This window comes from Terribacillus sp. AE2B 122, assembly GCF_902497585.1.
GTDB lineage: Bacteria > Bacillota > Bacilli > Bacillales > Amphibacillaceae > Terribacillus > Terribacillus saccharophilus_A.
Genome location: NZ_LR700942.1, coordinates 1,026,857 through 1,047,776, shown reverse-complemented (window position 1 = coordinate 1,047,776; position 20,920 = coordinate 1,026,857). Strand labels below are relative to the sequence as shown.

Genomic DNA, 20,920 nt, shown 5'->3' with positions numbered 1-20,920 from the left:
ATATCGGCAATTGGCTGTTTGAAGGTGTTTTGATCTCTGTCTCAAAAACGGGGGTCAGTCCCCCCCGACCTGTCCTTTTTCTTATAGCAACTTATTAGAAGTTAGGAAACGTTCCAGTCGATCCATGCCTTCTTGGAGCAGCTCCATATTGTACGCATATGAAAGCCGCATATACCCTTCTCCAAGATAAGAGAATGCGTCTCCTGGTACGATAGCAAGACCTGCTTTCTCCACTAGTGCCAAACCAAGTTCCAATGACGTCATTTCCTTGATCGGGAATTTCGGGAAAATATAGAAAGCCCCATTTGGTTTCTCAACAGTCAATCCCATGTTTTTCAATCGCTCCAAGCAGTAGTCCCTGCGTGCACGATATGCTTCGCGCATGTTGACTGGATCGTCCAAACCACTCGTCAGTGCTTCAATTGCAGCATACTGGCTGACAGAAGTTGCGCAAGTAGCGTTGTATTGATGAACTTTGAGCATATGCGTGCTCAGCCATGCGGGTGCCAAAGTAAATCCGATTCGCCAGCCGGTCATGGAATGGGATTTACTCAAGCCGTTAATAATGATCGTCTTATCTCTAACCTGTGGGAAACTGGCAATCGATATATGTGTCTCATCGTACGTCAACTCACTGTAGATCTCGTCTGATAATATGAATATTTCCTTGTCAGCTAAAAAGTCCGCAATCTCTTCCAAGTCATCATATGTAAGTGTTACTCCAGTCGGGTTGGATGGATACGGCAGGATGACACATTTCGTCTTTGGTGTAATGTATTGTTTCAATATGGAAGCCGTCAATTTAAATCCATTTCCGGTTGTATCTGCCAGAACAGGCTTTCCTCCCGCCAGCGAAATAAGCGGTTCATAACCAGGATAAACTGGACCGGGTAAAATTACTTCATCTTCTGGCTGCAGAATAGTCCGCAGCGTGATATCAATAGCTTGTGATGCTCCAACTGTGACGATGATTTCTTCTGCCGGACGGTATGGTGGAGCGTATTTTGTGTAAAATTCACTGATTGCCTGACGTAAAGGCATTAAACCAGCATTTGGTGTATACGTCGTCTTGTCAGAACGGATAGCATCGATTCCTGCTTCCTTGACATGAAGCGGAGTAGGGAAGTCAGGCTGTCCAATCGTCAGACTGATCATATCCTCTTTATCTGCAACAAGATTGTAAAAGCGGCGAATGCCGGAGATTTGTATGTTTGTAACGCGTGGATTGATAAGATGTTCCATCTGAGATCCTCCATTGTCATACTTTCTTAACATAATGTTCAAACAATTTTGATTATAACGTGATAGTATTGGGAATAGCTAAAGGAAAATATATAGGGAGGCTAATAATTATGAGACCCCGCAAGCTTTCTTTAGAAGAATTGATCACGCAAAACAAAAATGAGTTATTACAGGATGATCAGGCAATGCTTAAGATTGAAGAGTCGCTCGATGATAGATATGGCATTCCGGCTGATCATATGGAATAACGATTGATACATTATAACATAGTGTGAGAATACAAAGGAATCCCGGCCGCTAAAGGGATTCTTTTTTTGTTTAGGTGCTTTATTTTTAGTCGAAACTATTGAGAGGAGGTATGGCGTTGATGATTTTACCTATAATGAGTCTGTTGGGCATTCTATCTGTATTTGCAGTTATATTCTTCAGTATCAGATGGCTCGTAAGAAAGCAGTGGTACTATTTTTTATCTGTATTATGTGCGCATGTGGTATTGGATTATTTACATCGTATCGGTTGGCTGCAGTGGGAATCTTTAGAAGGAAATCTCCTCCTGGTAATGACCTTGGTTTGCAGTGTGCTTATCTTATTTAGATTATTTACTATTGTAGCGGAAAAGAAGAAAAAGCGTACAGCGTAGGGGTCAGTCCCTTAGCTGCGACGCTTTTTCTTTTCTGGCCAGGTGAACTGACCAAGTGAGGATGGAGTATAATATGCCGATCTGCTCACAGGTGTCTGCTGTTTTGGTTTGGTATCCTGCTGAGGTAAATCCAAATAGCTGGAAAGGATCCGCTTTGCTTGAGAAAGGGAGAGGTTTGGCCTCGGGTTCCGAAAGGTCTTGTCCAATTCTCCAAGATGCGGCAGTGTTTTGAAATCTTCCTTTGCAGCCGGGATATGAAAGTAATAGTCTGCTATTTGTACCAGCATGGTAGAGTGCTGCCTGCTGAGTTTAGGGTGTTCCGAGAAATGCAGGCCAATTTTCTTTGCTTTGTTCTGTTCCAGCAGTTTTGCTACTGTTTGTTTCTTTAATTGATATAAGTGGCTTGGATCAGAAGCTGTTTTTGCGTGCCGATTGACAACGAACAACGCTTTTGCTATATCCTCTAATGTCCAGTTCACTTTCATGCGATTAAACCTCCTATTGTAGGAATTGACCCTATCGGAGAATGGTACTATAGTACAGAAAAGCTGTACGGTTGGCAAGCTCTTTCTTATTTAAGCTCGACATGTTTTGGTCCATGCTGCAGGGTAAGTATTGATATTTCTGGCGGACATGCAAAACGAATTGGCATCCTAGTCGTGCCGACACCTCTTGAGACGAAGACATGCAAGGGTCGTGAACCGACTTCATAATGACTATCCACATATCGTCTGCCATATGGAGGTACAATCACTTCGCCGTAAAAAGGAATTCGCACCTGGCCGCCATGCGAGTGGCCGGATAATTGAACGTCAACAGGTAAATGTCTGACATTCTCAGCTAAATCCGGTTCATGTGCCAACAGGATGGTAAAGGAATCTTCATCGCTATGACGAGTCGCTGCATGCAGGTTCGGTGTACTTCGGATGACATCATCAATGCCAGCCAGAACGATATGTTCCTGTCCGCGTTTTAGGAATGTAGCTGTATTGTGCAGGGCAGTGAATCCTCCAGCTTTCATATACTTCGCAACAATTGCTTCACTTTCGTCACGATAATCATGGTTGCCATATATCCAGTACTTTCCGAATGGAGCCTGAAGTGTCGTTAAGCAATCGACAATCTCTTGCTTCCATTTCAGCCGGATCGGACGATCGGCAAAATCGCCAGTAAATACAATGACGTCTGCTTGCTGTTCTTGAATATGACGTACTAAACGTCTAAGCTTCCTAATGGAATAATGATAACCTAAATGCAAATCACTGAACTGAACAATTTTCAGTCCATGGAAAGATTTCGGTAGCCTTTCACTAGTAAGTGTATATGACTTAGTCACCAGTTTTGCTGGTTCTATATGTCGTGCATACATATATCCAAGGCCAGCTGCGGCAACAATAGTTCCCGCAGCAGCTGAAATCCAATTCTTATTCATAACAATCATGCACCTTCTTTTATCCGTAATAAAGGCACTCTTCCCCAATACAATGGAGAGAATGCCTTTTTTAATTAGATGATGAACAGGATGGCGAAGAAATGGAACGCCGAGCCTGCCAGCACGAACAAATGCCATACAACGTGATGGTAGGGAATCTTTCGCCAAACATAGAACACAGCACCAATTGTATAGAAAAGGCCGCCAATAGCCAAATAAAGAATCGTCTGATGCGGCAGCGCCGCCAGCATTGGTTCCCATACTAGGACGATCATCCAGCCCATCAATAGATAGAAGACTGTAGACATGATCAAGAATTTCTTGACAAAGAAAATCTTAAAGATGATTCCTCCAAGTGCAATGCCCCAAACGATGCCAAAAATGGTCCAACCGAGTGAGCTTCTGAGGCCGATCAGCAGTAAGGGTGTATAGGTACCAGCGATGAAAAGATAGATAGCTGCGTGATCGATAATCTGGAAAATATCCTTCACTTTTCCCTCGGGCAAGGCGTGGACGATAGTCGAAGAGAGATACATGAGCAGCATCGTTGTTCCATAAATCGTAACAGAGACGATGATCCATGGATCCTTCGTAAAGCTGGCCAAGACTACCGCAACAACAAGCGCTGCGATACTCAGTAAAGCACCGAACCCATGCGTGATGGAGTGAGCTGCTTCTTCTTTTTTCGTGAAAATATAAGTTTCCAATTATTTACCTCATTTCTGCTTTGTTTCAGTATAATGCTTTTTCTAGCTTTTCACCATAAAAACAGAGTCAATCCTGGAAATATTTTATGGTGCAGAAGCCCAAATGTGACACATTGCGGACGTTGTCGAAATTGGTAGCCTGCAGTGGGTTGTGGTAAACTGGTATAGGTGATTGACCTCCTTCTATTGCCGCTGACAAAAGGAGAGATCGAATGGCAAAATTAGAGTTGCAGGAACTCACTGGAATAACGGTAGAGGACTTGATGATCGAGTCTGAAAAAGTTGCTCATGTTCAATTGAATAACCCGTTGGAGCACGCTTTGCTCGTGCTTGTTAAATCAGGTTATTCGGTCATTCCCGTACTTGATCATACGTATAGACTGCAGGGCATGATATCGAAGACAGCAATCCTGAATGAAGTTCTCGGTATGGAGAGATTCGAGATGGAGAAGCTTTCTGAAATTAAAGTGTCGGAAACGATGCTGCCAGATGTACCCGTATTGAAAAAGTCGGATTCGTTTCTAACAGCATTGAAAGCTGTGGTGAACCACGCTTTTCTTTGTGTGCTTGATGAGGAAGGATACTTCGAGGGCATCCTGACTCGAAGGGCGATTCTCAAAAAAATGAACAGGTACTTGCATGAACAAGTGCATTACCATCCAACCGGCGATAAGACCAATGTCTGATGACGTGTTTCCGGCGAACAGCCAGATGGCCGAAAAAGCTTGTTGATTAGTAAAACTTTTGATAAAGTAATTCCATACGTTGTTACATAGGAGGCAAAAACCGTGAAAATGATGGACGCAAATGAAATCATCTCTTTCATTTCGAATAGTAAAAAATCTACACCAGTTAAAGTATATGTAAAAGGAAAAGGCCTGGACACGCTAGCTTACCCAGAAAGCGTAAAAGCTTTCCCTGAAGCGAACACAGCAGTTCTATTCGGCGAATGGAGCGAGTTGGAAGGTTTCTTGACAGATACAGAAGCAATTGAGGATTATGTCATCGAGAATGACCGCCGCAACTCTGCGATTCCTCTATTAGACTTGAAGGGAATCAATGCCCGCATCGAGCCAGGAGTTGTCATCCGTGACCAAGTGGAAATCGGCGATGGAGCTGTTATCATGATGGGGGCTTCCATCAACATTGGTTCTGTTATCGGTGAAGGTACAATGATCGATATGAACGTCGTGATGGGCGGACGAGCAACTGTTGGTAAAAACTGCCACATCGGAGCTGGTACTGTCTTGGCAGGTGTTATCGAACCACCTTCTGCAAAACCAGTTGTCATCGAAGATGATGTTGTCATCGGTGCTAACGTTGTTGTATTGGAAGGCGTTACAGTAGGTAAAGGAGCGGTTGTTGCTGCTGGCGCAATCGTGACAGAAGATGTAGCTCCAAATACACTTGTTGGCGGAACACCAGCACGTGTATTGAAAGAAATCGATGACCAGACGAAAGCAAAAACAGAGATTCGTCAGGAACTTCGTAAATTGAACTAACAAGGAAAAAGGAGCAGCTGCTGCTCCTTTTTTTATTATCAAATAAAGCAGGTGATTGCATGGAAGATACATTGATACAGATCAGACGGGATTTGCATCGTATACCCGAACTTGGATTCCAGGAAGAAAAGACACAGGCATATTTACTGGATTACATCGGCGAACTTCCTCAGGAATACTTAGAAATAAAAACTTGGCGGACTGGTATTGTCGTGAGAGTCACCGGATCTGTCGGATCAAAAACGATCGCATATCGTACTGATATCGATGGATTGCCGATTACGGAAGCCACCGGACTGCTATATCAATCTGAGCACAACGGCCGTATGCATGCCTGTGGGCACGATCTGCATATGACAATTGCATTAGGGGCATTGACTGCTTGTGCTAAAGATCAGCCTGCACAAAACGTCGTATTCATTTTTCAGCCTGCAGAGGAAGGTCCAGGAGGAGCTCTGCCGCTTATACAAAGCGGCATTTTGAAAGAGTGGTGGCCGGATGAAATATTCGCTCTTCACATTGCTCCTGAGCTGCCAGTTGGTACTGTTTCCTCCAGAACGGGATTGTTATTCGCTAATACAAGTGAGCTTTTCCTTGACTTCAAAGGGAAAGGCGGACATGCTGCATATCCGCATTTGACGAAAGATATGGTTGTGGCGGCTAGTACCTTTGTAACGAATATGCAGGGGATAGTAGCGCGTAATTTGGATCCACTGCAAAGTGCCGTCATAACAATCGGGAAGATGGAAAGTGGATTTGTGCAGAACACAATCGCTGAGACTGCTCGCTTGGAAGGAACAATCAGAACGATGGATCCGGAAGCTATTGCCCTGGTGAAGCAGCATATCGAGCAGCAGGCAAGAGGACTGGAGATCAGCCATAATTGTCAGATTGAGATAGATTATGGTTCGAATTATTACCAGGTGTATAACGACGGAACCAAGGTGGAAGCATTCCGAGAAGTTATAGCAAAAACTTCCTTGACGTATAAGGAAGCTCCGCCGGCAATGACTGGGGAGGATTTTGGCTATATGTTGAAGGAAATTCCCGGATTTATGTTTTGGTTAGGAGTCGATTCACCTTATGGATTGCATCATAGTAAGTTGCAGCCTGATGAAAAGGCATTGGGACATGGAGTCGAAGCTGTTTTAGCTTATATAAATCATGCATAAGAAAAGCGCAAAGCTTATGGCTTTGCGCTTTCTTCTTTTCGCTGCATAAAAACTTGATGCGGATAAGGAATTTCAATACCTTCTCTATCGAAGGCTTCCTTGATTGCCTTTTTCATATCGCGTTCTGCTCCGTATTGTTCCATATTGGCTGTGTGACCAATGATTCGCAAGGTGATTTCAGATGCTCCCAGTTCCTGTACGCCAATCACATCTGGTCCTTCGCGGAAACGTTCATCCTGCTGGAAAGTATTACATATATCCTGCAGAACCTTGAGAGCATGATCAATATCATCTTCATAGCTGATGCCGATATCAACCATAGCACGCATGTTTCCGCGAGAGTGGTTGCTTATTCCGTTGATATTACGGTTTGGAATGAAATTCAACGTACCATCGAAGCTTCTCACCTGTGTCGTCCGTAATCCTACTTCCTCTACAACACCATTGTAGCCAGATGTGGTAATCACATCTCCAACTTCAATTTGACGCTCCAAAAGAATGAAGAATCCAGTCACGATATCACTCACCAAACCTTGGGCACCGAAACCGATGGCAAGTCCGATTATCCCAGCTCCTGCAATCAATGGGCCGATTTGAATGTCGAACACACCAAATATCATGACAATGAGGAGGAAAATCAAGGTATACCCATATGTATTGATAAGCAGTTTTTCTAATGTCATCATTCTGCTTGTAGAAATACGCTGTTTGGAACTTGCTTTGCTTAAGCTCGTAGAGATCAGTTTTTTTCCGACAGCTCGTAAAACGAAATAACCGATAATGATTAGCAGCAGCTGCAGACCGATTGACACGGATTTTTCGATTAAGCCATCGTAGTTGAATTGTAGTCCGTCTGTTAGAAAGTTCATACCATGTCTCCTTTTACAATTTTCTGCTCCTAGGTGAGTTCCCGGAATAGTCAAAGATGAAACGCTCTGTAACACATGCTGCTTCTATGCATATAGTGACACAGGTATAAATGAAGGGGGAGAGCCCATGATCGGAAGTGTTGCACCTCAGTTCGAGCTGCCAGCTGTCATGCCGGATGGTAAGACGGCAACCATCAGCTTGAAACAGTTTGATACGAAGAAATGGCTGGTGCTCTTTTTTTATCCTCGTGATTTCAGTACAGTTTGTCCTACTGAATTGAATGATTTAGCAGATCAAATTAATACAGTACGTGAATTGGATGCAGAAGTAGTTGCAATTTCTACAGATAGTCTCATGTCTCACGCTGCATGGCAAAAATTACCTCGGGAGCAGAATGGTATTCAGCATATCACCTATCCATTAGCTTCGGATTTTACAGGTGACGTGTCACAAGCTTACGGTGTGCTGGATGGGAAAAGCTATACTTCTGTACGAGCTACGATTATCGTCAATCCGGAAGGCCAGATTTGTTATTATTTAATGCATGCTGATTTGGTGGGGAGAGAGACATCAGAATTGCTGCGTGTATTGGAGGCTCTTCAAACAGGAGAAGCCTGTGGGGTGAATTGGCAGCCTGGTGATGAAGTACTTGAGAGGGAGGATGTTCCATTATGATGCCACAACTACCAGATGCAATTGACCAGCAGGCATCAAACTGGCTTTATCCACCTCAGCAAATTGCCGGCGGTCGGCCAGTAATCATTTACTTTTGGTCTATTAGCTGTTCAGTCTGTAAAGATAAAATGCCTGTTTTTCTGGATTTTGCAAAACATGAAGGCCAGTTTTTTGACATTCTATTAGTTCATGTTCCTCGCTCAACATCGGATTTAGATATTGAAACGATACATGACTATTTGCTTCCAAAGAATATAGATCTGCCTGTCTATCTCGATCAAAGACATCAGATGAAGAATACATTCAGAGTACAAAAGCTGCCTTGCATTGTCTTGCTGGACAGAAAAGGCAGAGTTCGACATTTACAGTCTGGCGGTAATTTTACGACTATGCTGACAAATCAGCTAGATGCGCTAAGATACAGTTAAGCAGACTTTCTACTTATAAGTGATTCATGGTAAGCTTGCTCTATCAGAACATAAAGGATGATCGATATGAGCAAGCTACTATACAGAGAAGACGCATTTTGTGAGAAGTGGGAAACGGAAGTTGACAATACATATGAAAAAGATGGCCTCTATTATGTATCACTGAAAGAAACAGCTTTTTACCCTGGTGGAGGCGGGCAGCCAGCAGATCGAGGTACAATAGCCGATTTGGAAGTTAAAGCTATAGAAAGCAAGGATGCTGTACCATACTACGGTTTGGAGTCCCGCATCAAAGGAAAGGTCGAATGCCGGATAGAATGGGATTATCGCTTTGATTTAATGCAACAGCATACTGGACAGCATCTACTTTCTGCTGCTTTTCGTCTCGTTTTAGATCGACCAACGATTGGATTTCATTTAGGACAGGAAGCTGTGACAATTGATGTATCTGGTGACAAACTGACAGAAGCTGAACTGCAATTGACAGAACAAAAGGTGAATGAACTAATCTATGATAACCGTCAGATTTCCAGCTACTATGTGACAGCTGCACAGCTAGCCGAACTGCCTGTTGTCAAGCTGCCGTCTGTAACAGAAGACGTTAGAATAGTTGAAATTGATGGAGTGGAATACAATCCTTGTGGTGGTACACATGTCTTATCTACTGGACAAATAGGATTGATCAAAATCCTTAAAACAGAAAAACAAAAGCAGGGACAGCGTGTTTATTTCCTATGCGGCAAGCGCGCTTTAGAAACTACTAGGAATATGTTTAGCATTGTGGAGAAAGCTGCAGACCAATTCCAAACAAATAGCCAGGAAGTTCTCGACAGAATTCAGAAGCAAGCAGCTGATTTGCAAGCCGCTGTCAAAAGAGCGGAAGAGTTGGAAGCAAGACTTGAAGAATTGGAATTGCAAGAGCTCATACAAACAGAAACCCCTATTGTAGCCCGTTCTTATGAAGGGAAAAACGTTAAAGCATTACAGCGTATGGCAGCAAAACTGCTCGAAGCAGGCAAGGAGTTTGTTATACTGTCAGATGCAGGGGAGCGGAAGCTGGTATTAACTCACCAACTTAATGAATTCCATAGCGGGAATCTATTCCGTACATCCCTATCCGAATTCGGAGGTAAGGGTGGCGGAAGTGCTCAGATGGCACAAGCTAGTTTTCAACAGACAGAGGATTTAGAACGATATGTACGATTCCTGCAAGAGCATTATCGAAGCATCGTGTAAACGATGCTTTTTTTATTTAACATAAATTCAAACTTTTTTAAATAATCGTTAATTTAAGCTGGTAAATTAGTTCGGAACCCGATATATTAGAACATGCGACTAATCTTGGAGGGGGAGAAGGGTTTGCATATATTCAGAAAATTGAAGGAGTTTTATTGGCCATACCGGCGCAACTTCTACTTATCGCTTCTATTCATCGCCATTGTGACAGCTATTACGGTTGTCTATCCAATCATATTGCAAATTACGATTGATGACGTAGTTCTGGGTAATCAGTACAATCTTATTCCGATTATCTCAGCTGGATTCGTCTTATTAATGATTATTAAAGGGATTGCCAATTTCCTGCAGCAGTATCTGGGAGATTTATTCGGAGTTCAAACTGTTTTCCGGATGCGGAACAGTCTATACCAGAAGCTGCAGAGACTGAGCTTTACGTATTATGATAATGCACGCACTGGAGATCTGATGTCCAGACTGACCGCAGATGTAGAGGGGATCCGTTTTTTTCTGTCGGCAGGAGTAGGGCAATTCCTGCGCGTTGTTTTGTTGATCGTGATTAGCCTTGCTGTAATGTTCGCTTATTCCATTCCTCTTGCACTTGTTACGATGATTTCTATGCCGTTTTTAGCTGTAGTTGTCTATCGTTTCGACCGGCGTGTGCATCCTGCTTTCCGTAATATTAGAACTTCCCTTGGTGTGCTTAATACTCGGGTGCAGGAAAATATCAGCGGAATGAATACAGTCAAATCCTTATCACGTGAGGATTTTGAGATTGATCGATTCACAGATAATAATTCCACCTACCGTGATAACTATATTTTCACATCCAAGGTGTGGGCAAAGTTTTTCCCGCTCATGGAATTGATCGGCAATATTTGTATGGTAGTTCTCATCTCTTATGGAGGGTATCTTGTGATTTCTGGGCAGCTTGAATTAGGCGCTCTTGTCGCATTCTTCAGTCTTGTCTCCTATATCCTCGGACCGCTCGCGAATCTTGGCTTCATTATCAATATGTTCTCTCAAGCGAAGGCTTCAGGGGAAAGGCTGCTGGAAGTTCTAGAAGCAAGAGAGGATATTAAACAGCTGGAACAGCCGATCGGCACGAGTCAGATCAGCGGTCATGTAACGTTTGATAGCGTTTCACTTCAATATGCCAAGGATGATGATATGGCTCTGAAGGATATCAGCTTCGATGCACCGCCAGGAAAAATCATTGGTCTCGTGGGTGGAACTGGATCAGGAAAGACGAGTATAACCCAGTTGATGACCCGTTTTTATGAACCAACATCAGGCGAAATCTACATAGACGGTAAGCCTGTACAGGATTATGACCTAAGAACGCTTAGACAGCACATCGGCTTCGTCTTACAAGAGGCGTTCCTCTTCTCGACAACAATTAAGGAGAATATTGCATATGGGAATCCGGATAATGTCAGCTTTGAGCAAATAGTGGATGCAGCCAAACGTGCGCAAGCCCATAACTTTATCATGGAATTACCTGATCAGTACGACACACTGCTTGGTGAACGGGGAATGGGTCTATCTGGAGGTCAGAAGCAGCGAATCGCAATTGCACGGGCACTGCTCATTGATCCAAGCATCTTGATTTTAGATGATGCGACGAGTGCCGTTGATATGCAGACAGAAGTGCAGATACAAAAAGCACTGAAAGAAGTAATGAAAAATCGTACAACGTTCATTATTGCGCACCGTATATCATCTGTTAAGCATGCTGATGAGATTCTTGTTTTGGATGATGGAGAAATTGCTGAACGAGGGACACACGATTTCTTGCTGCGAAACGGCGGCTTATACCAGCGTATTTACGATATTCAGTATCAAGATCAAAAGGCAATTATGCGCTCAGCGCAGTAAGGAGGGGAGCCTATGGAAAACCTGCATTATAATAAGAAAAAGCATACAAACAGATTTCATTATTCACAGGATCAGGCAATGGAGAAGCCGTTTGACTGGGCTCAAATCAGGCGGCTTCTTGGCTTTATGAAACCATATAGCAGAACATTACTGCCAGGATCGATTGTTACGATGCTGCTCTCCACACTTATACGTTTGCTCATTCCGATTCTTATCGGTAAAGTGGCGATTGATATGGCTATCTCATCAGGGGATACCCGCTTTCTTATCTATTTGGTAGTTGTTATTGGAGTGCTATATGTGCTCAACTATGTGGCGAATATACTGCGAATCAAATGGGTGAACATCCTCGGACAGCATGTGATTTATGATTTACGGAAAACACTGTTCAGTCATATCCAGCATCTGTCGCATCGTTTTTTCGATACCCGGTCCGCAGGTTCCATTCTTGTTCGGGTTCTTAATGATATTAACTCCTTACAGGAGCTTTTCACGAATGGAATTATCAACCTGTTAACCGATACTGTCATGCTGATCGGTATCATAGCTATCTTGTTTTTCCTAAGTCCGAAACTGGCAATTGCAGTTCTTATTATTTTACCGCTCATGTTCTTCATCTCAACAAGGCTTAGGAGAAGCATCAGACGTTCCTGGCAGCAAGTGAGAATGCAAAAATCACGCATGAATTCGCATTTAAATGAAGCGATACAAGGCATTCGTGTAACACAATCTTATGCCCAAGAGCCGGAAAACACAGATTATTTCGAAGCGCTTAACCGAGATAACTTTGAAAGTGAACGGATTGCCACGAAAAAGAGTGCGTATTTCGGTCCTTTCGTAGAACTGAGTAATGCCGTCGGTACAGTTATCCTGATCGCATATGGTGCCCATTTGATTCTGTCGGATCAGATTGAAATTGGAACGTTCGTTACTTTTGCTTTCTTCTTAGGAATGTTCTGGGAGCCAATTTCCCGCTTAGGACAAATTTATAACCAGCTGCTTGTCGCAATGGCATCATCGGAACGTATTTTTGAATTTCTCGACGAAGAACCGAATGTAGAGAATCGAAAGGATGCAAAGCCTTTTCCGAACATAAAAGGAGATATCCGGTTCGAGAAGGTTGTGTTTGCTTACAACTCTGATCGGATTGCACTTCAAGAAATCGATTTGCATATGGAAGCAGGGCAGACGGTTGCACTCGTCGGTCATACTGGTTCTGGGAAATCGACGATTGCTAATTTGATCAGCAGATTTTATGATCCCACTGCTGGGGCTGTAAAAATTGATGGTAAGGACCTACGAGATGTTAAACTACAAGACGTAAGGCAGCAAATCAGTGTTGTCTTGCAGGATACATTCGTTTTCTCTGGTACCATCACGGAGAATATCCGATTTGGTAATCCGAAAGCAACGGACGAACAAGTGAAGGAAGCCGCACGTATTGTCGGGGCGGATGATTTCATCCAGCGCTTGGCCGATGGTTATGAAACGGAAGTGGAAGAACGAGGCAACATCCTGTCAGCTGGAGAAAGGCAGCTGCTGTCTTTTGCTCGTACTATGCTCGCTGATCCTCGCATCATCATTCTTGATGAAGCAACAGCCAGTATTGATACAGAAACTGAGCTGAAAATTCAGCATGCATTGAAAACCTTACTGCAGGGGCGAACAGCTATTATGATTGCGCATCGTCTTTCCACAATCAGGGAAGCTGATAATATCATTGTACTGGAACAAGGCCGTATCTTGGAGCAGGGCAATCATTTGACGCTGATGGATGCTGGAGGCAAGTATTACGAACTGGTAAAAACCCAATTTCAATCAGACGAAAAATAGGAAAGAGCGTATCTCGCAAGAGATACGCTCTTTCTTTTGGGTAATTTTATTTTCTCTGGGCATAACAAGAGGAACGATTATCTTTACAGAAAGCAGGGATACACATTGTTTGCTTATGATAGTGTCATTTTAGCCCGTATGCTTACTTCGATGACGCTCGTCTTCCATATTATCTTCGCGACAATCGGTGTTGGTGTTCCATTGTTGATCAGTGCTGCCGAGTATGTCGGTATCAGGAAGCGAGATCCAAGTTATATTTTACTCGCTAGAAGATGGACACGAGGATTCGTCATTATTGTAGCTGTAGGAGTAGTAACTGGCACAGCAATTGGTCTGCAGCTGTTTCTTCTGTGGCCGACATTCATGCAGATTGCAGGTCATGTCATCAGTCTGCCCCTTTTTATGGAGACTTTTGCATTCTTCTTTGAAGCTATTTTTCTCGGTGCTTATATTTATACGTGGGACCGTTTTAAAGGACGATACACGCATTGGTATCTTTCTTTACCAGTTATCATCGGTGGGGGATTGAGTGCTGTTTTCATCACAAGTGTAAATGCCTTCATGAATACGCCACAAGGTTTCACACTTGAAGGCAGAACAATCACGTCTGTCGAGCCGCTGACGGCGATACTCAATCCGGCCACACCATCGAAGGTCTTCCATGTACTCACTTCATCGTATATGACGTGTGGTGCCATTCTTGCCGCGCTAACAGCATTCTTCATTCTCAAATATGGCAATAACAAATACTACAAGAAAGCATTAAAGCTTACAATGATTGTGACATTGGTCTTTTCCATATTCACAGCTATTGCCGGAGATACATCCGCTAAATTCCTGGCCACATATCAGCCGGAGAAGCTAGCAGCGGCTGAATGGCATTTTGAAACGGAGAAAGGTGCTGATCTGATTCTCTTCGGGAAATTGACAGAGGATAATGAGATCAAGGGTGCAATCCATTTGCCGAAGCTGTTGAGTTTCTTGTCCTTCGGTGATTTCAATAGTGAGGTCATAGGCTTGGATAGGGTCGATGCTGATTTGATACCGCCTTTGTGGATTCATTATATGTTTGATTTAATGGTCACACTTGGAGCATATAGCATCATGATCAGTATGCTTTTCCTTGTGTTCATGTTTTGGAAAAAAAGAGACCAATATAATAAGTGGTTATTACGCGCAATTGTAGTGAATGCACCATTTGCTATGCTTGCTCTCGAATTCGGATGGATTTATGCCGAGGTAGGAAGACAGCCTTGGATCATGCGGGGATACTTACGAGTCGCAGAAGGGGCAGTTTCTTCGCCTTATGTGCATTATGCCTTTGCCATGTTCCTGGTTTTATATGTGCTGCTCGGAACATTCGTCACTCTCATTCTTGTCAGGCTGTATAAGAAAAATCCGATTAAGAAAGAATGGGAACAGCGATTTCCAGATACCTTGTTTGGAGGTGATCAGAGGTGAGCTACGAAGTATTAGGACTGTCAGCATTGTGGTTTTTCCTTTTTGCTTATCTGATCATTGCATCAATTGATTTTGGTGCCGGTTTCTTTGCGTATTATGCCAAGCAGACGAAGAAGGATCATATCTTGAACCGCTTGATTGCCCGCTATCTATCTCCTGTTTGGGAAATCACGAATGTGTTCTTTATCTTCTTCTATTATGGACTGGCTGGTTTCTTTCCGGATGCTGGTTATTATTACGGATCTGCCATGCTTATACCAGGATCGATCATTCTCGTCCTGATAGGTATAAGGGGATCCTTTTACGCCTTCGAGAATTACGGATCACGCAGCAGCTTGCTGTACACATTCCTTTATGGTGCAAGTGGATTGCTTATTCCAGCCGCCATTTCAACAGGACTGACGATTTCAGAAGGAGGCTTTTTACGCGAGGAGGGTGGCAGTATACACTTGCGTTATACAGAGCTGCTCACAAACCCGTTTTCCTGGGCTGTCGTATTTCTTGCAATCGTCTCTGTACTGTATATCAGTGCTAACTTCCTGACTTATTATGCTAATAAAGCAGGAGATGAACCTGCACGAAAAATATTGCGGTCGTACGCTCTTTTCTGGTCGGCCCCGCAAATTATTGCTAGCTTGACGGCGTTCATTGCAATCAGCAGACAAAATCCAGAGCACTATAACAATATGCTTGATCTATGGTGGATGTTCGGTCTGTCTGTTCTATTTTTCTTAGGCGCAGTCTATTTCATTTACAAAGAAAGAAACTATGGGCTTTCATTCATTTGTGTGATGCTGCAATTCTTCTTTGCACTTCTTGGTTATGGTATCGGTCATATGCCATATATACTATATGATCAGATCCAAGTGACAGCTGACGCAACACTTCCGGCAATGGGTACAGCTCTGCTTTTTGCCTTCGGTGGTGGCTTGCTCATGTTGATTCCTTCCTTGATACTCGTCATGCGGATGTTCCTATTCGATGCAGAGTATGTAAAAGGAAAGAAATAATACAACCTTGACTGTTTGTGATAGACTAAGATTAGTTTATGGAATAGTGGAGGAAGTACGATGAAAAGAGAATTTGCTGTAATCGGATTAGGCCGCTTCGGAGGCAGTATCTGTGTGGAATTAAGCCGGGAAGGATTCAACGTGCTTGCAATCGATATCGAAGAGGACAAAGTAAATGAATATCGTAATATCGCATCACATGCAGTTATCGCGGATACAACGGATGAACAGGTTTTGAAAGAACTGGGTATCCGAAATATCGAGCATGTAATTGTGGCAATCGGTGAAAATATCCAAGCGAGTATTCTGACGACACTAATGCTCAAGGAACTCGGAATCAAGAAAATAACAGTCAAAGCCCAGAATGATTACCATGAGAAGGTACTGAGCAAAATAGGAGCAGACCATGTTGTCCATCCGGAACGAGATATGGGAAGACGGATTGCCCATAAAATAATCAGCAACAATATTCTCGACTACTTAGAGCTTAGTGACGAACATAGTATCGTTGAAGTAAGAGCTGGTAAGAAGATGGCTGGAAAATCTCTTATCGAGCTTGATATACGGGCAGCATTTGGCTGTAACGTAGTTGCAATCAAGCAGGGTAATGAGATAAACGTCAGTCCGTCACCAGATGCCCTGCTCGATACCGAAGATGTATTGATTGTCATTGGTGCAGACCGTGACCTGGCTCGATTTGAACGTTCTCTAGCAGATGATTGAACCGTTAACCCAAACAGTTAAACTGTTTGGGTTTCTTTATGCTCAAAAAAGGATACATACATAAGGAGGAAAAAATTGAAACGGGAGATGTTATTATGTTTGAAAGAAGAACCGGAGCAGTCCTTGCTGATCAATTAGTCGATTGGGGTGTAGATCACATATACGGCATACCGGGAGATTCGGTTAATGAATTCATCAGTGATTTACATAAGAAAGAGGACGAACTGAAATTCATCCAAGTCCGTCACGAGGAAGCCGGGGCACTTGCAGCTGCTGCCTATGCCAAGCTTACTGGAAAGCTTGGGGTCTGTTTGTCGATTGCAGGACCAGGGGCTGTCCACTTGCTGAATGGCTTATATGATGCGCGGGAAGATAAGGCACCTGTTCTTGCTATTGTTGGACAAGTACCAAGTAATGAGTTGGGTACCGGTGCTTTCCAGGAAGTTAAACTCGAGCAAATGTTTGAAGACGTAGCTGTTTTCAATGAGAGGGCAGAGTCATTCGAGCAGTTGCCAGATCTTTTGAATCAAGCAATCCGAGAAGCGTATGCTAACTCAGGCGTTAGTGTACTTGTAGTCTCTGATGACCTTTTCGCTGAGAAGCATCCAGAAAAACCCGGTAAAACATCAGCTAATTATGCAAAGCCAAGAATTGCGCCTGCTAAACAGGATCTTGAGGAAGCAGTCAAACTGATCAATCAAGCGAAAAAACCAATTATTCTAGCGGGAAAAGGGGCAAAGCATGCCCGTACAGAGCTTCTCACATTTGCAGAGCATATAAAATCTCCAATAATTTTAAGCCTTCTTGCTAAAGGAATCATTCCTGACCATCACAGTTATTGCTTGGGTCAGCATGGACAAATTGGGACAACACCTTCTTATGAGGCAATAAATGAAGCGGATTTGCTGCTGCTTGTAGGAACCAGCTTCCCTTATCGTTCGTTCCTGCCGGATAACTTACCTGCTATCCAAATTGATAATAGGGCAAGCGCAATCGGCAGTATCTATCCTGTAGAGGTCGGTTTGCCAGGAGATGCTAAAGAAGTACTAGGGGAATTGACAAGAACGGCAGAGGAAAAGGTTGAGACGGATTATATCGAAAAATATCAAGCAAAAATGAAGGAATGGCATACGCAGCTTCAAATGCAAAAGAAAAGAGAGGAGTCACCAATACAGCCTCCTCAAATTATGTATGCCTTAGAAAAGAATATAGAGAAAGATGCCGTCGTTTCATCTGATGTAGGGAATGTAACTGTTTGGACTACACGATATCTGCCTTTGACACAACAGGAATTCATTGTATCGGGTCGACTTGCAACAATGGGCTGCGGACTGCCTGGTGCCATTGCAGCGAAGATGGCATATCCAGATAAGCAGGCAATAGCCATATGCGGGGACGGCGGCTTTAGTATGAATATGCAGGATTTTGTCACGGCGGTAAAATACGATCTGCCAGTGAAAGTGATTGTTCTTAATAACAGCCAGCTTGGCTTGATCAAATTTGAACAGGCGACGATAGGTTCTTCCAACTACGGTATTGATATGGGAGAAATGAATTTCGCTCAATTCGCTCAATCCTGCGGAGGGGAGGGCTACCGAGTTGAGAAGTTTGAAGACTTGGAAACGAGCATCAAGCAAGCATTCCTATCCGATAAACCGGCGATAATTGATGTGGTAATTGAGGATATGGCGCCGCTGCCAGGGAAAATTTCCTACCAGCAGGCTGTAAAATATACAGAATATCTGATCAAAGAATTCTTCTCTACCGGGAAAATAGAGCTACCGAACATGAAAGAGTCAGTAAAACGTCTCTTGAAATAAGAAAAGCCTGAGCGATAAGCTCAGGCTTTTTATTATACTTCCATGATGATCGGAAGTACCATTGGGCGGCGTTTCGTTTTTTCGAACAAGAACGGCGCGATTGTATCTGTAATTTCATTTTTGATTTCAGACCATTGAGTTGTTTTTCTTTCCATCACTTTATTTAGATGGGCAGAAACGATTTTTTGTGCCTCATTGATAAGGTCTTCTGATTCACGCATGTAAACGAAACCGCGGGAAATGATATCCGGACCAGAAGCAATACGGAATTCTTTCATATTGATGCTTACTACGACAATGACAAGTCCTTCTTCGGAAAGGATGCGGCGATCGCGTAATACGATATTACCGATATCACCAATACCGCTGCCGTCGACATAGATGGAACCAGATGGAATCTTACCTGCAATGGCAGCACTATCTTTGCCTAATGCCAATACATCTCCGTTATCCATGATGAAGGAATTTTCTTCGCTAATACCAGTAAGCTTACCAAGCTTCATATGCTCGACTAGCATACGGTATTCACCGTGGATCGGCATGAAGTATTTCGGATTCATCAAGCGAAGCATTAGCTTTTGTTCTTCCTGACTACCGTGACCGGAAGTATGGATGTTATTCAATGCGCCATGAATGACGTCAGCTCCTGCGCGATACAGCATGTTGATAATACGGCTTACACTAATCGCATTACCCGGAATCGGGGAAGACGAGAAGACAACCGAATCACCAGGCTGAATCTGAATCTGACGGTGTGTGCCGTTAGCAATTCGAGAAAGTGCAGCCATTGGTTCACCTTGAGAACCAGTACATAGAATAACTACTTCATTCGCAGGCAAACGATTAATCTGATGTGAATCGATGAATGTTTCCTTCGGTGCATTGATAAATCCAAGTTCGATACCGAGGTTGATATTTGTTTCCATACTTCTTCCGAAGATGGCAACTTTTCGGCCTGTTTTCACAGCTGAATCGATTACTTGCTGCAACCGGTGGATATTGGAAGCAAAAGTAGCGAATATCAAGCGGCCGTCAACACGTCTGAAAATATCGTTGATACTTTCACCAACAACACGTTCAGACATAGTGAATCCTGGTACTTCACTATTTGTAGAGTCGGATAGTAAGCAAAGTACGCCTTCTTTGCCGATTTCAGCCATTTTTGCAATGTCAGCTGGCTGTCCGACCGGAGTGAAATCAAATTTGAAGTCACCGGTATGCACGATGTTGCCAGGAGGGGTCTTCACGACTACACCGAATGATTCCGGAATACTATGTGTTGTACGGAAAAAGCTGACAGATGTTTTTCTGAACTTGATGATGTCATCTTCTCCATAAATGTTAAGCTTTGCATTGCGCAAAAGGCCATGCTCATCTAATTTATTTTTGATCATTCCCATTGCAAGTTTTCCTGCATAAATTGGAATGTTCACTTCTTTTAAGAGGTAAGGTACGCCCCCGATGTGGTCCTCGTGACCGTGAGTAATGAACAAACCTTTAATTTTATCCTGGTTTTGCACGATGTAAGTGAAATCAGGAATAACATAGTCAATACCGAGAAGCTCGTCCTCAGGGAATTTGATTCCTGCATCGATTATGATGATTTCATCCTGGAATTGGACACCATACATGTTTTTGCCGATTTCTCCGAGTCCGCCAATGGCAAAAACAGCTGTTTGGTCATTTTTTACGAATTTCATTTCGCTTGCTCCAATTTGAAGTCTTCAGATTGCTTCTCATATGCAAGATGTGCTTCATCGAGCGGCTGGATGAACTCGATGTTGATATCACGATCTGCTAGTGTTTTACGTACCTGTCTTATACTTTCCGCTTCCATGTACAAGCTCTTAGAGCGTTCACGTACAGGAACTTCGGATGGGTTTTCCTGATAAAATACTTTAAATACCATATCTATCTCTCCTATTCTTATGGTTGACAATTGCTTTATATCCATAACGAACGGAGCAAGTCTGTGTAAAAACCGAATTGCTGACGTATTGCTATTCAGTTAGATCTTGTCCGCACGTAGTAGGCACTCGTCGTTTTTGGCCAAATAAATCTTTCCACCGTTTCTTTAACTTTTCCTTCAAACGCTTGAGCACACGAAGCAACTCCTTTCGTTTCGCAGAAAAGCAAGAAAAAACGTTTACCCGTCCAATCCCTCTTACTTACAGTATAGTATGAAAACGCTAAGATGAAAACAAAAACACAGCATACTTTCAAAAAAACTGCCGATAAAAGGAAGGGATGGTTGTTTTCTCTTGGGATTCATGTAAAGATATTTTTCGACG

Annotated in this window: 21 protein-coding genes; 14 read left to right on the top strand and 7 right to left on the bottom strand. The window is 43.1% G+C overall.

From position 1 onward, the window contains the following. Positions 1-81 precede the first annotated feature (81 nt). Positions 82-1,242, bottom strand: a complete 1,161-nt coding sequence (locus AE2B122_RS05310) for an aminotransferase A (RefSeq protein WP_095217466.1) — start codon at positions 1,240-1,242, stop codon at positions 82-84. A 110-nt stretch (positions 1,243-1,352) separates the two neighbouring features. On the opposite strand from AE2B122_RS05310, the gene AE2B122_RS05305 reads away from it, so the two are divergent. Together AE2B122_RS05305 and AE2B122_RS05300 are read left to right on the top strand one after the other, a co-directional pair. After that, the gene (locus AE2B122_RS05305) at positions 1,353-1,490 is read left to right on the top strand and encodes an FbpB family small basic protein (RefSeq protein ID WP_095217467.1); all 138 of its coding nucleotides are present in this window, start codon (positions 1,353-1,355) and stop codon (positions 1,488-1,490) included. Positions 1,491-1,609: 119 nt separating this feature from the next. After that, complete coding sequence (locus AE2B122_RS05300; protein ID WP_175073263.1) at positions 1,610-1,882, top strand: hypothetical protein; 273 nt, start codon at positions 1,610-1,612, stop codon at positions 1,880-1,882. A gap of 11 nt (positions 1,883-1,893) precedes the next feature. Here the strand turns inward: AE2B122_RS05300 and AE2B122_RS05295 are convergent, their stop codons facing one another. From AE2B122_RS05295 to AE2B122_RS05285, 3 genes are all read right to left on the bottom strand, one after another. Next, positions 1,894-2,367: a YkyB family protein gene (locus tag AE2B122_RS05295; RefSeq protein ID WP_095217469.1), complete on the bottom strand. Its 474-nt coding sequence runs from the start codon at positions 2,365-2,367 to the stop codon at positions 1,894-1,896. An 86-nt stretch (positions 2,368-2,453) separates the two neighbouring features. Further along, positions 2,454-3,314, bottom strand: a complete 861-nt coding sequence (locus AE2B122_RS05290) for a metallophosphoesterase (RefSeq protein ID WP_175073262.1) — start codon at positions 3,312-3,314, stop codon at positions 2,454-2,456. Positions 3,315-3,388: 74 nt separating this feature from the next. Continuing rightward, positions 3,389-4,021: a hemolysin III family protein gene (locus AE2B122_RS05285; protein WP_095271765.1), complete on the bottom strand. Its 633-nt coding sequence runs from the start codon at positions 4,019-4,021 to the stop codon at positions 3,389-3,391. A gap of 212 nt (positions 4,022-4,233) precedes the next feature. Between AE2B122_RS05285 and cbpB the strand changes: the two genes are divergently transcribed. From cbpB to AE2B122_RS05270, 3 genes are all read left to right on the top strand, one after another. Next, on the top strand, positions 4,234-4,707 hold the full coding sequence (gene cbpB, locus AE2B122_RS05280; protein WP_095217472.1) for a cyclic-di-AMP-binding protein CbpB: 474 nt from the start codon (positions 4,234-4,236) through the stop codon (positions 4,705-4,707). 102 nt (positions 4,708-4,809) lie between these two features. Beyond that, positions 4,810-5,523 (top strand): 2,3,4,5-tetrahydropyridine-2,6-dicarboxylate N-acetyltransferase, encoded by a 714-nt coding sequence (gene dapD / locus AE2B122_RS05275; protein WP_175073261.1) that lies wholly within the window; start codon positions 4,810-4,812, stop codon positions 5,521-5,523. A 59-nt stretch (positions 5,524-5,582) separates the two neighbouring features. Continuing rightward, positions 5,583-6,695 (top strand): N-acetyldiaminopimelate deacetylase, encoded by a 1,113-nt coding sequence (locus AE2B122_RS05270; protein ID WP_095217473.1) that lies wholly within the window; start codon positions 5,583-5,585, stop codon positions 6,693-6,695. A 14-nt stretch (positions 6,696-6,709) separates the two neighbouring features. On the opposite strand, the gene AE2B122_RS05265 is transcribed toward AE2B122_RS05270, so the two are convergent. Then, positions 6,710-7,564: a mechanosensitive ion channel family protein gene (locus tag AE2B122_RS05265; protein ID WP_095217474.1), complete on the bottom strand. Its 855-nt coding sequence runs from the start codon at positions 7,562-7,564 to the stop codon at positions 6,710-6,712. A gap of 127 nt (positions 7,565-7,691) precedes the next feature. Between AE2B122_RS05265 and AE2B122_RS05260 the strand changes: the two genes are divergently transcribed. The 9 genes from AE2B122_RS05260 (at position 7,692) to AE2B122_RS05220 (ending at position 18,629) form a co-directional block, all read left to right on the top strand. Beyond that, entirely contained in the window at positions 7,692-8,240 is a 549-nt protein-coding gene (locus tag AE2B122_RS05260; protein ID WP_095217475.1) for a peroxiredoxin, read from the top strand. Then, positions 8,237-8,668, top strand: coding sequence for a TlpA disulfide reductase family protein (locus AE2B122_RS05255; protein ID WP_095271770.1), 432 nt, complete (start codon positions 8,237-8,239; stop codon positions 8,666-8,668). The genes AE2B122_RS05260 and AE2B122_RS05255 overlap by 4 nt, the downstream gene beginning before the upstream one ends. Positions 8,669-8,734: 66 nt before the next feature. Next, positions 8,735-9,904, top strand: a complete 1,170-nt coding sequence (locus AE2B122_RS05250; protein ID WP_175073260.1) for a DHHA1 domain-containing protein — start codon at positions 8,735-8,737, stop codon at positions 9,902-9,904. Between the two features lie 123 nt (positions 9,905-10,027). Next, complete coding sequence (locus tag AE2B122_RS05245; RefSeq protein WP_095271775.1) at positions 10,028-11,782, top strand: ABC transporter ATP-binding protein; 1,755 nt, start codon at positions 10,028-10,030, stop codon at positions 11,780-11,782. A 12-nt stretch (positions 11,783-11,794) separates the two neighbouring features. Next, complete coding sequence (locus AE2B122_RS05240; protein WP_175073259.1) at positions 11,795-13,615, top strand: ABC transporter ATP-binding protein; 1,821 nt, start codon at positions 11,795-11,797, stop codon at positions 13,613-13,615. A 105-nt stretch (positions 13,616-13,720) separates the two neighbouring features. Then, on the top strand, positions 13,721-15,076 hold the full coding sequence (locus tag AE2B122_RS05235) for a cytochrome ubiquinol oxidase subunit I (protein ID WP_254593413.1): 1,356 nt from the start codon (positions 13,721-13,723) through the stop codon (positions 15,074-15,076). Beyond that, the gene (locus tag AE2B122_RS05230) at positions 15,073-16,086 is read left to right on the top strand and encodes a cytochrome d ubiquinol oxidase subunit II (RefSeq protein WP_095217480.1); all 1,014 of its coding nucleotides are present in this window, start codon (positions 15,073-15,075) and stop codon (positions 16,084-16,086) included. Before AE2B122_RS05235 ends, AE2B122_RS05230 begins: the two co-directional genes overlap by 4 nt. A gap of 60 nt (positions 16,087-16,146) precedes the next feature. Beyond that, positions 16,147-16,809 (top strand): TrkA family potassium uptake protein, encoded by a 663-nt coding sequence (locus AE2B122_RS05225; RefSeq protein ID WP_095217481.1) that lies wholly within the window; start codon positions 16,147-16,149, stop codon positions 16,807-16,809. 95 nt (positions 16,810-16,904) lie between these two features. Next, positions 16,905-18,629 (top strand): pyruvate oxidase, encoded by a 1,725-nt coding sequence (locus AE2B122_RS05220; protein ID WP_095217482.1) that lies wholly within the window; start codon positions 16,905-16,907, stop codon positions 18,627-18,629. 32 nt (positions 18,630-18,661) lie between these two features. Here AE2B122_RS05220 and rnjA read toward each other — a convergent pair whose 3' ends face one another. Next, positions 18,662-20,329 carry a ribonuclease J1 gene (gene rnjA, locus AE2B122_RS05215; RefSeq protein ID WP_038559819.1) on the bottom strand — a complete coding sequence of 556 codons (1,668 nt, stop codon included), beginning with the start codon at positions 20,327-20,329 and terminating at the stop codon, positions 18,662-18,664. After that, positions 20,326-20,538 (bottom strand): DNA-dependent RNA polymerase subunit epsilon, encoded by a 213-nt coding sequence (locus tag AE2B122_RS05210; protein ID WP_095217483.1) that lies wholly within the window; start codon positions 20,536-20,538, stop codon positions 20,326-20,328. The genes rnjA and AE2B122_RS05210 overlap by 4 nt, the downstream gene beginning before the upstream one ends. Positions 20,539-20,920: the final 382 nt, after the last annotated feature.